Source organism: Bacteroides gallinarum DSM 18171 = JCM 13658, from assembly GCF_000374365.1.
Classification (GTDB): Bacteria; Bacteroidota; Bacteroidia; order Bacteroidales; family Bacteroidaceae; genus Bacteroides; species Bacteroides gallinarum.
Map to the genome: position 1 here is coordinate 14,206 of NZ_KB894148.1, position 14,186 is coordinate 28,391.

General features: G+C 45.8%; 12 protein-coding genes. 8 read left to right on the forward strand and 4 right to left on the reverse strand.

Features of this window, described 5'->3' with window-relative positions; translation table 11 throughout:
• Window positions 1-29: 29 nt before the first annotated feature.
• The 6 genes from C233_RS0116095 (at window position 30) to C233_RS0116125 (ending at window position 9,897) form a co-directional block, all read left to right on the forward strand.
• Window positions 30-1,091 carry a DUF5017 domain-containing protein gene (locus C233_RS0116095; RefSeq protein ID WP_018668594.1) on the forward strand — a complete coding sequence of 354 codons (1,062 nt, stop codon included), beginning with the start codon at window positions 30-32 and terminating at the stop codon, window positions 1,089-1,091.
• A gap of 43 nt (window positions 1,092-1,134) precedes the next feature.
• On the forward strand, window positions 1,135-1,800 hold the full coding sequence (locus C233_RS0116100; RefSeq protein WP_018668595.1) for a DUF4627 domain-containing protein: 666 nt from the start codon (window positions 1,135-1,137) through the stop codon (window positions 1,798-1,800).
• A 31-nt stretch (window positions 1,801-1,831) separates the two neighbouring features.
• The gene (locus C233_RS0116105) at window positions 1,832-2,788 is read left to right on the forward strand and encodes a fimbrillin family protein (RefSeq protein WP_018668596.1); all 957 of its coding nucleotides are present in this window, start codon (window positions 1,832-1,834) and stop codon (window positions 2,786-2,788) included.
• A gap of 48 nt (window positions 2,789-2,836) precedes the next feature.
• Window positions 2,837-4,489, forward strand: a complete 1,653-nt coding sequence (locus tag C233_RS0116110) for a fimbrillin family protein (protein WP_018668597.1) — start codon at window positions 2,837-2,839, stop codon at window positions 4,487-4,489.
• Window positions 4,490-4,904: 415 nt separating this feature from the next.
• Window positions 4,905-7,295 (forward strand): polysaccharide lyase family 8 super-sandwich domain-containing protein, encoded by a 2,391-nt coding sequence (locus C233_RS0116120; protein ID WP_018668598.1) that lies wholly within the window; start codon window positions 4,905-4,907, stop codon window positions 7,293-7,295.
• Window positions 7,296-7,317: 22 nt separating this feature from the next.
• On the forward strand, window positions 7,318-9,897 hold the full coding sequence (locus C233_RS0116125) for a DUF4955 domain-containing protein (protein ID WP_026314892.1): 2,580 nt from the start codon (window positions 7,318-7,320) through the stop codon (window positions 9,895-9,897).
• A gap of 307 nt (window positions 9,898-10,204) precedes the next feature.
• Here C233_RS0116125 and C233_RS0116130 read toward each other — a convergent pair whose 3' ends face one another.
• A complete protein-coding gene (locus C233_RS0116130) occupies window positions 10,205-10,699 on the reverse strand; it encodes a polysaccharide lyase beta-sandwich domain-containing protein (protein ID WP_018668600.1) in 495 nt (164 codons plus the stop codon).
• Window positions 10,696-11,040: a helix-turn-helix domain-containing protein gene (locus tag C233_RS0116135; protein ID WP_018668601.1), complete on the reverse strand. Its 345-nt coding sequence runs from the start codon at window positions 11,038-11,040 to the stop codon at window positions 10,696-10,698. The genes C233_RS0116130 and C233_RS0116135 overlap by 4 nt, the downstream gene beginning before the upstream one ends.
• 161 nt (window positions 11,041-11,201) lie before the next feature.
• Between C233_RS0116135 and C233_RS0116140 the strand changes: the two genes are divergently transcribed.
• Together C233_RS0116140 and C233_RS0116145 are read left to right on the forward strand one after the other, a co-directional pair.
• The gene (locus C233_RS0116140; protein ID WP_018668602.1) at window positions 11,202-11,798 is read left to right on the forward strand and encodes a hypothetical protein; all 597 of its coding nucleotides are present in this window, start codon (window positions 11,202-11,204) and stop codon (window positions 11,796-11,798) included.
• Window positions 11,799-11,800: 2 nt separating this feature from the next.
• A complete protein-coding gene (locus C233_RS0116145) occupies window positions 11,801-12,097 on the forward strand; it encodes a UpxY family transcription antiterminator (protein ID WP_025069002.1) in 297 nt (98 codons plus the stop codon).
• Here C233_RS0116145 and C233_RS0116150 read toward each other — a convergent pair.
• The gene (locus C233_RS0116150; RefSeq protein ID WP_018668603.1) at window positions 12,085-13,107 is read right to left on the reverse strand and encodes a YeiH family protein; all 1,023 of its coding nucleotides are present in this window, start codon (window positions 13,105-13,107) and stop codon (window positions 12,085-12,087) included. The two genes, C233_RS0116145 and C233_RS0116150, sit on opposite strands and share 13 nt — an antisense overlap.
• A 178-nt stretch (window positions 13,108-13,285) precedes the next feature.
• Window positions 13,286-14,182: a LysR family transcriptional regulator gene (locus tag C233_RS0116155; protein ID WP_018668604.1), complete on the reverse strand. Its 897-nt coding sequence runs from the start codon at window positions 14,180-14,182 to the stop codon at window positions 13,286-13,288.
• Between the last annotated feature and the right edge of the window lie 4 nt (window positions 14,183-14,186).

The following is a 14,186-nucleotide window of genomic DNA, read 5'->3' on the forward strand; positions in this document are numbered from 1 at the left end:
AGAAACGATAAATAACAGTTCATAACGATATGAAAACAAATAATAATCCCACTTCCGGCAAACGCTTTGCGCAATTGCTTGCGTTATGCCTGCTCGCTACTTTCTCCTCATGCGACCGCGACGGAGCCGAAAGTGTAGAATTCGGCGTAAGCATACAAAATCCCGATGCAGTGTACGCCGGTCAGCCTGTCACTTTCGAGTTCGACGGTAACCCAGACTACATATCTTTCTACTCCGGTGAGAAGAACGACCGATATGCTAACCACAACCGTACCACCCTACCCGAAGTAGATAGTCTCGGCCTTTCCTATGCAGCCAAGATGCAATATGCCGAAAATTACGATTACAAAGACGACCGCATCCTACGCGTCATGATTTCCGAAACTTACGACGGTTCGGGCGAAATCAATCCCGAAGAATGGCACGACATCACCGACCCCGACCCGGCTGTCAATGAAGAATATTTGGAAAGTCCCATTCTGACAAGTGGAACCACTATAGACTTGCCCTATGCAGCAGTCAACTTAAGTCAATATAAAGACAAAGATTTCTATCTTGCTTTCCGTTACCTGGCAGAACCTCATACGGGAGTAAAGAGCAAAGGAAATCTTCGTCCGGACAACGGAAAGGCATATAGCTACGACAACCGTCCCCGCATCGATATCACCGAACTGAAACTCGTAAAGCGCGAACCGGACAAAAACCTGATTGAAGTAGAAGACATGCTCACCGAATTTGCATTCAGAATGAACTTCGTTAATTCCAAAGTAGAAAACAACTTCACTATCAGCAACTACCGACTGATGTTCCAACCGCAAGAATACGTCGCAACAGACGGGAAAGCCACTGTCGATGAATCTCAGGACTATGACATGGATGTATGGATGATAAGCCAGAAGTTATCGGCACATAGCGTAGAGCCCGACCGCGGTACTCCTATCAAGGGAACAAACGCCCGTCTCGGCATCTATCAGCACACTTATGATGAACCGGGCACCTATACTGCTACTTTCATCGTTACCAATGCCAATAAATGGAATTCGGAACAGATAGTACGTGAAATAACTGTTGAAGTGAAACCCGCACAATAATTCAAACAAGCGTTTTTATTAACCACTAAAAATAATTACCATTATGAAAAAGATTATTTTAAGCGTTTTCGGTATGCTGGTCATGGCAGCCGGACTGCAAGCACAAGAATTGATAAAGGACAATGAATTCGACAACGCCGACCTCACTACAGAATATGGCAGCAAAGACAATGTAACATTCGGTACATGGTGCGCCGTAAATAATGAAACAGCAGCTTCTTTCCGTATCATCAACGACAAGCAGCGCGGCAAAGTATTGGAGTTTTCCGTAGACCCCAAACTGACTACCTGGTACAAATCGTTCGTGGCACAACGTTACGAAGGCAGTGTAGAACCGGGCATGTATAAATTAGGCTTCTGGGCTAAGTCCGAAGACATGGGACAAGTAAAAGTATTCATCCGCCTGCGCGATGCCAACGGCAAAGACCTGCAACGCTTCTTTGTGTGCACACAAAGCCAGCCTAAGAAAGCAGACCGTAAATTCTACGGCGGTTTCGGCAAAGCCAACCCTTCGGGTAAATGGACTTACTATACACTCGACTTCAACTTCGGTAAAGTAAGCAACACCATTTATCAATTCAGCATGAACGATACGGAAGATGCTACCCCTACTGATTTGACGAATTTTTCTATCTGCTTCCAAAACAGCGCATCCGAACCGTCAAGCATCTTGATAGACGGCGTATCGCTGAAAAAAATAGAAGAATAACACGCAATCAAATAAAGAAACGGTATCCGTTATGATAAAAAACAAACTCATATATCTCTTTCTTGCAGGAACATTGTTGACAGCCTGTAGTGATGACGAGGCGCCGGTCATAGACCCTAGAGCATATCCGCTCGTCATCGAAGCAAAGGTGTACACCAGTTATGACCCCGAGCAAGAAGGAACTACTTGGACCAAACCCGAAGACAAAATCGGCGTGTACGTACTGAAAGGCGGAAGCAGCGAAGTGGTAAGCCCGCACGCTAATCTCAGCTACAGTCCTACGCCGTCTTCGTACGACGATTATTTCCAGCCCGACCAAGTAGACGCTATACCCTACTTCCCGGCAACAGGTGAGGATGTGTGGGATGTAGCTATTTACTATCCTCGTCAGGAAACATTCGATACCGAAGGCATGGTTCCTCTGAAATTGGACAAACAGGGAGACTTGAAAGCTTCTACCCTGCTCTACGCACGCGCCAACTCACTCACCAAAGAGAATACGGTGGCTTCCATGCGCCTTGCTCCTGCCCTGAGCCGTTTGGTATTTTACTTCCGTGCAGACGGAGATATAACAGCGGAACAACTCAATAATGTAACGGTAGACCTTAACGGTTTGCCTACCGCCGGCAACTTCAATGTAACAGACGGGAGTTTCAGTGCCGATGCAGAAAGTGTAGCCCAATTCCGTATGCGTACTTCTTCGTCTACAGATGTTACAGTGGCACGTACCACAGAAGCATTTGTTATGCCTCTCGGCAGTACGCAAGGATATGTAGCCACTATCACGGCAAATCTGTTACCTGATGCACTGAAGAAGAAAACTTATTCTATCGATAGCAGTATAGGCCGGTTGGAACGTGGAATGCAGTATATATTCGATGTCACTGTCAGCACCGACGGCTATACAATCGAAAGTTCCTCCTCACCTATTGCAGGTTGGGAAGAAGGAGATAAAATCAGTGGTGAAGGTGAAGAAGCACAGTCTTAGTTAATCTAAAATAATATTTAATCAACTATCAAAAACCATTTTAATGATATGAGAACCTTAAAACATTTGGCAATATGCCTCACAGCGGCATTCATTGCTACTGGTTGCAATCAAGAAAATAATGAACCGCAAACAACAGTAAAGAAAGGTACACCTGCAGAGTTTACAATGACCATAAACGGGGGCTCAAATACACGTACTGTAACTACTAACGACGATGAAAAGCGTACAATCTCTTGGAGAACAGGCGATGAAGTCGGTATTTTTGCCGTAGGAACTGATGGCACACAAAGTAATTGTAAATACACCTATGATGGTACTGAATGGAAAGCTACGGGCATAGGTGATGCTATTACATTGGAAAATGGAGAAACCTATAGCTTCTATGCTTATTATCCTTATGCTAAAGACATAACAACTGTAGCTAGCGCTAATTTGAACGTATTACCAGACCAGTCAGTAACTCAGGAGGGTGAGAACAGCAACTATGATTTGAGCGATGTACTTCTTTCCAAGATTGAAATGCAGAGTTATAACGGTGAAAAAATCCTATTGGATTATACTCATGCTTATGCAATGGTAGAAGTACTTATAGCCGGCGACCAAGTAGGTGTAGACGGCCCTACAAAGGTGATATTGAAGAATGTTGTGACTGATGCCACAATCAACTTAACCAATCAAACAATCACCAAAGCCTCTGCTACACAGGATGTAATTATGGCTCGCATAGATGAACAAGGAAGCAGCAATAACACCTTCTTATATCGTGCCATTGTTCCCGAACAAACAATATCCAAAGGCAATACCTTGCTGGAAGTATATGGTGTAAACGGAGGCAAGAATTATGCATTCAAAACTCCTGATAACACAGATATTACCTACACACAAGGTAAATACTTCAGAATGGAAGTAGCGATAGGCACAGTAGAAGCTGGCATTAAATTTCCAGGTGGAAGTATTACACCATGGGAACCGAGTGATGCTATAGAAATCCCTGGTGAGGAGATAAAAGTTCAACTGATTAAGGAATTTACAGGTAATGATTTAACAGTGGCTGCGAAAGTTGATAACTTGACAGAAGAAGGTTGGTATGCCTTTCAGAATAAAGCTGATAACGGAGGAGTTATCAGTGTTGAAGAGCTTAGCGAACCTACAATAAATTGGAACAAGAGTTTGAAACTCATTTTTACATCTACATACTCTCCCAAGGTAACTAACAGCTATTATATATCTGCTATAAACTACACCCATATGGGACCTATTGATATAGAGTCCACAAATGGAATTTACAAAATAACATACAAAGCTAAAGGAACTGTTGAGGCATCAGCAGAAACAGCGCCGAAATGTAATATAGCTTGCGTATCAGGAGATGAAAGAGCCTTTGGTGTAAGCACATCAGTAGCCACAATTACAGGAGATACTCCCAAAAGTACAATGGCAGGACAAAATTTGACAGCGAACTGGCCTGAGCAGGAATATACAGTTTATGTTAATTTCTCGAAAGTTAATTGGGATAGTAAAAGTCAGAAAACAACGTATAGTAGTTCGACTGAACTCAATACCGACAGTGAAGCAAAAGACCTTTCCAAAGTCCACTTAAGGTTCTATACAACAACTAATGCAACCAATGAAAATCCGCAGACAATCAGTACTCTTGAAATAACCGATGTCACAATGGAACCGTATAGTGTTGAGTAAGCTAACAGATTTCTATTCACCAAAAGTATAATAGAACATAAGCATAATTCAACCTTAATCAAATCTCTATCCAAGAGCTATAGCTCTTAACCAAAATCCCTTGTCCTTCCCCCGCGGCAAGGGATTTTTAGCTTCAATTTTTTTGTCTGTATATCCAAAGATACTTATTCTCATCCTCAAACAAAAAAATTCCTATGAGAATAATTCTGTTTCAATATACAGCAAAAACGAGCCATAACCATAGCAAAACAGAGTGGCACTTTAGCTCTGTAAAGTGCCACTCTGCAAAGCTAAAGTAGAGCTTTACAAAATCTGGATTTCTATGAACAATAATTCTCTTTTTTCTGTATCTTTTTGTACCCTATATGTCCCTTAATATGATGAATTTAGCAACAAAAATTAAAAGACCGATATTATGAAGAATTTTCTTGGCTTATTATTTCTTCTGTTCCTGGCGGAACAGCCCTATGCTCAGGCATCAGAAGCAAGCGGCGGCAACATTCCAACTACCGTTACCTACCAATCCGGCAGTACCTCCGATACCTCTATCGAAGACTTACTGAGATTACGTAAAAAATATCCTTTGAAACCGGCAAAAGCTACTAAGGCAGAAGTACAGCGTGCTATCGACTTCATGAAAACCTTTGATACTGCCAAAATGGAAACAGTGAAGATTGAAGATACCCGCAAACTCGCCGCTGCCATACGTGCACTGGCATACGCTGCACAAGAGAACCTGCCCGAAGGCTCCGAATTTTCGCCCTACCTGGATAGAGTGCTGAACGACGGAGTAATAGAACGTATCCCCGCATTTCCATACAACTCGTACACAGACGTACGTGTTGTTCCCGTCGATTTTCTTTCCGCCCTGCCCGTCTGTACTCCCGAACAACGGGGACGACTGATTGAATCGGTAAAAGGACTAATGGAGTTTTATAAACTCAACCAGAAAGACGCTATCCTGAAACGTACCGTCAACTCCGACTATCTGTATAACGTGCTTCCGCACCTATTTGTATGCGCACTCCATAATCCGGATAATGCACAAGCAGCGGAAGACCTGCGTTCATTCTCACGTTACCTCTCGGCATGCACGCAATATGTACCCGGTGAAAAAGACGTTCTGAAACCCGACGGTACAGGTTTCCACCACAAAACACACTACAACGGTTATATGTACTCCTACTGCACATGGGTAGAATATATGGGACGGTTGAAAGGCACTGCTTTCCGTATCACCCGCGACGCCTACCAACGCATGAGCAAGGCAATCGTAAGCGTATACCTTATGGCTACATCTTCCGCATCCGATGCAGAGCATTTCTATGCCAACAGCCTCGCGGGACGCCACCCGCTCTACGGACTGGATGTGAACTTTTCTAAAGCTCTTTTCCGCGAACTGGTAGAGATTGGCGGAGACATAGAGGGCAAAGCGTTCGACCCGGAACTTGCCGCCTATTACAACGCCTTCTTCAAAACCGACCATTACAAAGGCGTCGCTCCCCGGAAACTGGACGGCTTTTATCAATTCAACTACAGCCCGGCCGGTATATATCGTCAGGCAAATTGGGTAGCCACCATGCGCTGCCCCACTACCCGCTTCTGGGGTGGCGAAATCTATAACAAGACAAACCGTTTCGGGCGTTACCAATCGCACGGTACATTGGAAGTATTGTACGAGGGGGCTTTAGAGACTTCCGGCTATCCTTACAAGAATAAGAAAAGCGCCGAAAAAGGCGGCTGGGACTGGAATGTAATACCCGGTGCCACCACCGTACACTACACCGACTGGAAATCAATGTTACCAAACGGCAACAACGCCGACCGCTTCGACCAATGGTCGCATACCACCAACTTTGCAGGCGCACTGGCGTGGGGTGACTGCGGTTTGTTTGCCGCTGCCTTCGACCAGGACGACAAATGGGGCAGCCAACGTTTCGTACCTACGCACCTCTCTTTCTGCAAATCCGTCTTCGCTATCGACGGCATGTTGTTCAGTATGGGTAGCGGTGTAAGCGCACAGGGTGAATACCCTGAGGAATGGATTACAGCCACCAATTTGTTCCAAAGCGTTACGGGTAACAAAGCCTCAACGATAGTCAATGGCAAACCATTAGCCGAAGGCGACTCGCTGAGCATCCCCTCCTCCAAAGATACTTGGATTGTAAACCCGTGTTCCACCGGCTACTTCATCCCTGCCGGAAACGACCCGCTTATCGTACGCTACGGCAAACAGACCACTCCCTCCTCTTTCGGCCTTACCGAGCAGGGCATGGGAACGATGACAGCCGCCAAAGCCTACCTTATGCACGGTGCGAAACCTGCACAGAAAAAATACCAATTCCTTGTAGTGCCTGCCACCACGCCCGAACGCATGCGTACCGATGCCAAGCACTTTGTACGCAAAGGCGGTATCTTCGAGGTAAAACAGCAGCAAGACTCATTGCACATCGTGAAGCACACACCCTCGCATACAACTGCATACGCCTTGTTTGCTCCCGCCACAGGACTGAATGAAGGTGCACTGCTCGCCTCAGACACAGAGTTGCTGCTATTGGAGCGCATGACCGGCAAACGGCTTTCAATCGCCGTCTGCAACCCCGACCTGCGCCCGAAGCCCGACAAATACTACGGTTGGGTATCTACCCCCACCACTGCCACACTGACTTTCCACGGCACATGGACTTTGGATGAGACAAGCGCCGCGGAAGCCCTATCCGTAACCCATACCGACGGGCAAACCCGGGTAACAGTAGTGCTGGAAGAAGGTTTCCCCCGTTACCTCAACTTTATCGAAAAGAAATAAAAACCAAATCCAACGCATAAGTATGAGAAAAATGAATATCAGACAAATTCTACTTCCCGCCATTTGCAGCCTGCTGCTTCCGCTGCAATCGTGCGACGACGATGCCGACAAACAGGCACAAGCCGAGTACATGAAAGAACAGGTGGCCGCTTTTGAGGGTACGGTCGACCGGCTGAACGCCTCTATTCTTTGTTACCAAAGTCTGCTTTCCGGTGAAATTCCCGTAGGTATCACTCCTATGGAAACAGGTTATAAAGTGGAACTTTCCGGTGGCAATGCCTACAACATCGGTGCCGGCGAAGCGGTGGATGCTTTCTTCCCCCTTATCACAATCTCCGAAAAGGGCAACTGGACTTATAGCTTCGACGGCAGTAACTATCTCGATTTTACCGACCCGTCGGGCAAAACATTGAATGCCTACTCGCTGGAAGATATAGAGGCAGCCTACCGTTCTCCTCAATTGCAGATTGACAACGAAGGCTTCTGGAAAATGACCTGCGACGGCGGTACTACTTACGCCTATCTGTCCGACGCCTCACGCAGCCGTATCGCTGCATTCGGCGGTAAAGGTGCAGGAGTAAGCTCGCTCTTCAGCGACATCGTTTACAACGAAACTGCCGGTAAGCTATCCCTCACTTTGGGAGTAGACAAAGAAGTAAAGGATTTCCCCGTTATCAGCGACTTCTATCTCAAAGTAAAAGGTAGCGAAGCAGAAGACGGACTTACATTCTTCCTCAACGAAGAACGCAAATATGAAGTGGAAACAAGCGAAGTAGTGAAAACCAGAATAAAAGCTCCCGACGGCTGGACGGTGGCACTGGAAGATAATGAATTATCAATCAAGGCTCCGGCTACAGCGTCTGCCGCAAAGACACATAATATCAACATTATCATTACTTCTTCCAAGCAATATCAACGTACAGTGACGCTGGAAGCCAAGTTACTGAACACGACTTTCGATGCCGATTATTGCAACGTGTGGAAAGAGTTTGTATCCGGTTCGGAGGATAATGTATTGCTCGACTTTTCCTACGCGGGATACATGCACGGGGAAGTAGCGCCACCGGAAATGGAGGAACTGATAGCTCGCGGGTATAAAGTGTTTGATGTAACCGATTACGGAGCTATACCTGGTGACGACAAGTCAGACCGGGAAGCATTCTTAAAGGCTTTGGAAGCGGCAGGGGCAAAACGTTCTGTCAGCGGAAACACCACCCGGATGCAAGTAAATGGAGACGCTCCCCTAAACGCCATTATCTACTTCCCGAAAGGAGAATATATTTTACAGACCGAAGAGGAAGCAGACAAGACTATCAGCCTTACTATGGGCGGTTTCGTTATCAAAGGAGCAGGTAGAAATCTTACTACGCTCAAGATGAACGCCAGAAACACAATGGCTACTCCGGGCGATATGTGGACGTGCCCCACGATGATTGAAATAAAGAACTATTCCGGTGTTAACATGAAATCCGATATTACCGAAGTTACTGCCGATACTCCCAAAGGCGGGTTCGAGGTGACCGTGGGTAGTACTTCCAAAATCAAGGCAGGTGACTGGATATGCCTCTACGTGAAAAACAATGACCCGGAATTCGTTGCCAAAGAAATCGCACCCCACCCTATCAGCGACTTGGACGCTGCGACTTCAATCGTGAAAAATGGAGCAGAGATATACGATTTACATCAAGTGGCTTCTGTCAATGGCAATAAAGTTACCTTCAAAGAGCCTATCATGCACGAAGTAGAAGCCCGATACAATTGGGTTATCAAAGAATACAAACATTATGAAAATGTAGGGGTGGAAGACATCGCTTTTGAAGGAAAGGCGGAAGAGAGATTCCAGCACCATGAAAGTAGCAGCAATGGAGGTTCTTATGACAGCGAATACAAACTTATAGACTTAGTACGCCTTACCGATTCATGGATGCGTCGCGTTAACTTTGTCAGTGTCAGTGAAGCAGCCTCTTTGGTAAGTTGCGCCAATGTATCGGCTTATGATATCGAAATCAGTGGCAATCGCGGACACTCTGCCGTGCGTTCCAATTCTTCTTCACGCGTCTTTATAGGTAAAGTGTACGACCATAGTAGCGGTTATCGAATTCCTAAAGCCGGACAATTGGCCGAGTGGATGGAGAATGCCGGACAGTATCACGGCTGCGGCGTTTCCAAGCCAAGCATGGGAGCTGTTATCTGGAATGTACAATGGGGAGACGATGCTTGCTACGAAGCTCACGCATCACAACCGCGTGCTACACTGATAGACCGCTGTACAGGTGCTTTCATCCCCAGCCGTCAGGGCGGAGATAAATTGGAAGTTCCCAATCATTTGGGTGACCTAATCATCTGGAACATGAATGCTACCCGTACAGGCTATGAAAGCAATTGGAACAATCAGTTTGTATGGTGGGATAAGAGTTCTCCTTGGAGTAAAACAGTACCGCCCGTTATCGTCGGTTTCCACGGCGCCTCTATCGATTTTGCCGAAACATTTATCAGCGACGTTCCACAAAACAAACGCATCGAAAGCCAAGGCAGCCGCGTAGAGCCTTATTCTCTCTACGAAGCGCAACTCCGCCGCCGTTTAGGTTACGTACCTACCTAGCTTACGTCATTGAAATAATAAATCCTTTTAAGGTAACATCAGAAGAGGCTAACTATCATTGTTAGCCTCTTTTGTTATCTACCCCATTCAAAAAAAGTAATATCCTCATAAGATGAAACGGTTTGTTCCACGATATAAGATTATTCATTTCATAGGACGAAATCAAAGCCCCCCCTGCAGAACAGTAAGTAGTAAAAGGTGAAGGGCTAAAGAGATAAAACGCAAATACCCCTTTCGTATCCTGTTTTGCATCAATAAAGAAACAGGAAGAACGAAAGGGGTAAACAAAATACCTAAAGAAAACCTATTATTTCTTCAACCGGAACTCTACCGGCCGGCCGTGTTGGCAGGTAACGGTTATTTCCGTCGTATCTCCTACCGGCTGTATCTTTACCTTTTCATTGGGAGCCGCCAAACTCCAGTTACCTTTCAGATGTATGGTTTTGAAAGAAGGAGCGCTGGGTTCGGGCGTGGTATATGTTTTTTCCTTGATATGCAGGTCGGGGTCACAAACACTGACCACCAGCGTTCCGTTCTCTGCCGTACGACGCATAACCATTGTCTCGGGAGCAATATCCGCTACAACTTCATCTTCCGGCAAGCTGACAGCCTCGAAAGCAGCGTATCCCGTTACGCCCGAAGCACAGTCAAAAACGATGTGCGCCTGCTGGTCGCGGCGAAGAATGGAGTAACCGAGGTCTTTCTGTGCTGCGGCAAGCTCCTCGGCAGTCGGCTGAATGAGGACGCTATAAGCATAGGTGGCATCCTTAGGCGCCAGGTCATGCACGATAGTACAGCTCATTTCCACGCATCGGATATTCTCTTTTTCAGATTTAATCTTGCCAAATCTTCCGGTTTCAGCTCCAGCTCCACCAGAATTTTAGCGGTAGCGACCTTGTATGCAGGTTCTTGCACATCACAATTTGTCTGTTCACCGCGCAAAGAGTATAGCATGGCGAAATCATAATTCAATGCCCGCGAAACATTGTACAGCGTATCTGTATCGATGCTTTTCCGTGTCAGCATATAATCGACGCTTTGAGGCCTAACACCAAGTCTTCTTGCGAGTTCAGCCTTAGTAATCTGATTATCAGCCATGACATTCCTGATAATTTCACCAATATATATATTACTCTTTTCCATTTCAGTGAAGGTACAAATTAATTAGCCATGCTAAAACTACTTGAATAATAATTTATCTGATTGTCTGTTCAATTTAAGTCATAATTTATTTGTTTTATCAATTAAATTATGATATTTTTGCCACGTATTTACATAAATAAAGATAATACACATATAATGCTATGACATTGACAATCTATATTCTCATTGCAATTCCGATTTGCGTATTGGCCATTATTCTATGGACATACTTCGACTACCGGAAATATAAACGGGAACATCATCTCATTATTTTACTATTCCTCCTTTATCCGGCATTATCGCATGCACAATATACGGACAAGGAGCGTTGCCGTATCTCATTCAAATCGTACGAAAATTATCAAGGGAAATTGGAATGCACCAAGGAAAACATGCTGTACCGTTTTATCCCGAGTAGCAGTGCATGGGAAGTCATTATCAGGAACAATACCGATGAGGATGTATGGATAAACTGGGAAAAGGCCGGCTTCATAGTCAACGGAAAGGCATCCGGCGTAAGCCTATCCCCTTTTACGGCCGATACCCTCTCTACGGAAATCATCAGAAACGACGGCGAACTGAGCCGGACAATCACCGCGTCCAACCTAATTGCAGAGACAGAAATCAAGAAAATATACAGCAGGAAGCATCTTAAAAAAGGCAGGAAAACATCCGTCACTATCGTTCTCCCGGTAACTATCGGAAACAGGCCGCAGTTTTTCCATATGTTCAACTTTATAGTAACACAAGCTAACTAACTATGACTTTTCAATATATTATCAATCACCTGGATAAACCGCATAAGTGGTTTACCGTATTAACTGGTCCGCACGCCGAACTGAGCACTAAACAAGATTTGGAACGGAAAGGAGTTATCGCCTATGTTCCGTTGACCTCAGTTCGGCGTCGTTGGGCAGGGCGGATAAAAGAAATACACATCCCGGCGGTAACGAGATGTGTATTCGTATATGCAACTGATGAAGAAATCCGGAGGGTACAGGAGCGATATGCCGTCCTCCCTCCCCGAACTGCTGCGGCTTTATATCAGAACCAATAGATATAGCCTAACGTACTGACACTGATAGCTACCCACAGCAATATACCTTGTATGAGCGGCTTGATACCCACCGCTTTCAAAACATCGCGCGACAGGGAAGCCCCGATAAAGAACAGGGTTATCGTTAACGTTTTGCGGGCAATGCTATTGATACCCTCACCTATTAAAGCACCGGTTTCGGAAAGGTTCAACACGTAGGTATTGACAATCATTGCCAGCACAAAGAAGAAAATAAACCAGGGAATGCTGATTTTCTGCCCTTTGCTCTTGAAAATAAACGAAGTGGCGATTGCCAAGGGGATAATCCAGAGTGCACGGGTCAGCTTGATAGTAGTGGCAACCTGCAACGCTTCCTCACCGTAAGCCGCACCTGCGCCCACCACCGAACTGGTATCGTGGATAGCAATGGCAGCCCATGTGCCGAATTCATGCTGGCTCATATTCAGCGCATGGCCGATTATAGGAAATATGAACAAGGCTATTGCGTTCAAGATAAAAATCGTACCCAAAGCCACCGACATCTCACTGTCTTTCGCCCTCAGCACAGGACCTACCGCCGCAATGGCGCTACCCCCGCAAATGGCCGTACCGGAACTAATCAGATAAGAAGTATCGCGGTCTACCTTCAGGAACTTACGGCCGATGACCCAACCGATAAGCAAAGTCCCCACCACAGAGATAATCGTAAACTCCATACCCTCCTTGCCGGAAGCGAGCGATGCCTGCAAATTCATACCGAACCCAAGACCTACCACCGAGTACTGCAACAAGTATTTGGATGTCTTTTTATTGAACTTGGGATGCGCCTGCCCGCACAGCAAGGCAAATGCCAAACCGAGAAACAAAGCCACCGGAGGAGTGACCCATGCGGAGTAAGCGTGCATTCCCGGGATATAATCCAGAAATAAGAAAAAAGAGAGAATGACGAGAAGCGATACGTAAATAACTTTGTTGTTGTTCTGCAAGAAAGGCATATTGATGCTCTTTGCCGATACCCGAGTTGAAGCCATACTTTATTTGTTTTTATTATTAAAATTAAAAATTCATTGCCGGACACACAGACTTGCACGGATTACATCATACATAGCGAGATTTCGTACAAGCTGCAATAAAAAACAAATCCCTATTGTTTCCGGGCGCAAAGGTAGGCTTCTTTTCCCAATCGCGCCAATCGTTTCTGCTTATGTGCTATAACTTATTATTATGATGTATGGCAAACTGCATGAATACTTGCGCCAGGCCGCTCTCCTGTCCCTGCGGCTGTGCGAAGCTGAAATCGCGCAACATGGGCATCCCCTTGATTTCGACTACACGCAACTGTCCTGAATACAATTCGTGCGTAATGGAACGGACGGAAACGATGCCCAGGCAATCCGTATGTTCCAGAAACAGCTTGATACTCTCGGTACTTCCCAGATACATCAAGACCTGCAAAGAAGATAACTTTATATTATGCTGCTGCAAGGCACGTTCGAAAACGTCCAATGTACCCGAACCCCTTTCGCGGAGCACCAACGGCAAGTGCAGCAGTTCTTCGGGAGTAATCTCCTCGCCCACGGCAAGCTTGCTGCCCGTACGAATCACCGCCACCAGCTCGTCTTCCAGGAAAGTAGTATATTTGATATTGGGCAAACGGAATACTCCCTCTACAAACCCCAGGTCGATGCGGTGTTCCTGCAAGGCATCTTCTATCTCCCTGGAATTGCCGTTCAGCAACGACAGATTGACTTGCGGAAACTTCCCGATAAAGCTGGCAAGCAAAGGCGGCAATACATATTGGGCAATGGTAGTGCTGGCTCCCAGCTTCAAGACACCGGTATATTCATTGTGCAGCAAGTGCATTTCGTATTCCAGCCGTTTATAATCTTCCAGAATCCGTTCGCAATGCTCCAACAGCAGTTTTCCTGATTCCGTCAGCGAAATCCTGCTTCCCTGGCGGTCGAACAGACGTGTTTGATAGGCGGCTTCCAACTCTTGTATATGCTTGGTTATGGCAGGCTGGCTGACAAACAACTCCTGCGAAGCTTTTGTAAAGCTCAGGTTCTCCGCAACCGACTGGAATACCTTTAAACGAAAATCACTCATGGCA

Coding starts and splice junctions, on each gene's coding strand:
- C233_RS0116110 (WP_018668597.1), top strand. CDS start 2,837: ATGAGAACCTTAAAACATTTGGCAATATGCCTCACAGCGGCATTCATT.
- C233_RS0116135 (WP_018668601.1), bottom strand. CDS start 11,040: ATGGAAAAGAGTAATATATATATTGGTGAAATTATCAGGAATGTCATG.
- C233_RS0116120 (WP_018668598.1), top strand. CDS start 4,905: ATGAAGAATTTTCTTGGCTTATTATTTCTTCTGTTCCTGGCGGAACAG.
- C233_RS0116130 (WP_018668600.1), bottom strand. CDS start 10,699: ATGAGCTGTACTATCGTGCATGACCTGGCGCCTAAGGATGCCACCTAT.
- C233_RS0116095 (WP_018668594.1), top strand. CDS start 30: ATGAAAACAAATAATAATCCCACTTCCGGCAAACGCTTTGCGCAATTG.
- C233_RS0116140 (WP_018668602.1), top strand. CDS start 11,202: ATGACATTGACAATCTATATTCTCATTGCAATTCCGATTTGCGTATTG.
- C233_RS0116125 (WP_026314892.1), top strand. CDS start 7,318: ATGAGAAAAATGAATATCAGACAAATTCTACTTCCCGCCATTTGCAGC.
- C233_RS0116150 (WP_018668603.1), bottom strand. CDS start 13,107: ATGGCTTCAACTCGGGTATCGGCAAAGAGCATCAATATGCCTTTCTTG.
- C233_RS0116100 (WP_018668595.1), top strand. CDS start 1,135: ATGAAAAAGATTATTTTAAGCGTTTTCGGTATGCTGGTCATGGCAGCC.
- C233_RS0116105 (WP_018668596.1), top strand. CDS start 1,832: ATGATAAAAAACAAACTCATATATCTCTTTCTTGCAGGAACATTGTTG.
- C233_RS0116145 (WP_025069002.1), top strand. CDS start 11,801: ATGACTTTTCAATATATTATCAATCACCTGGATAAACCGCATAAGTGG.
- C233_RS0116155 (WP_018668604.1), bottom strand. CDS start 14,182: ATGAGTGATTTTCGTTTAAAGGTATTCCAGTCGGTTGCGGAGAACCTG.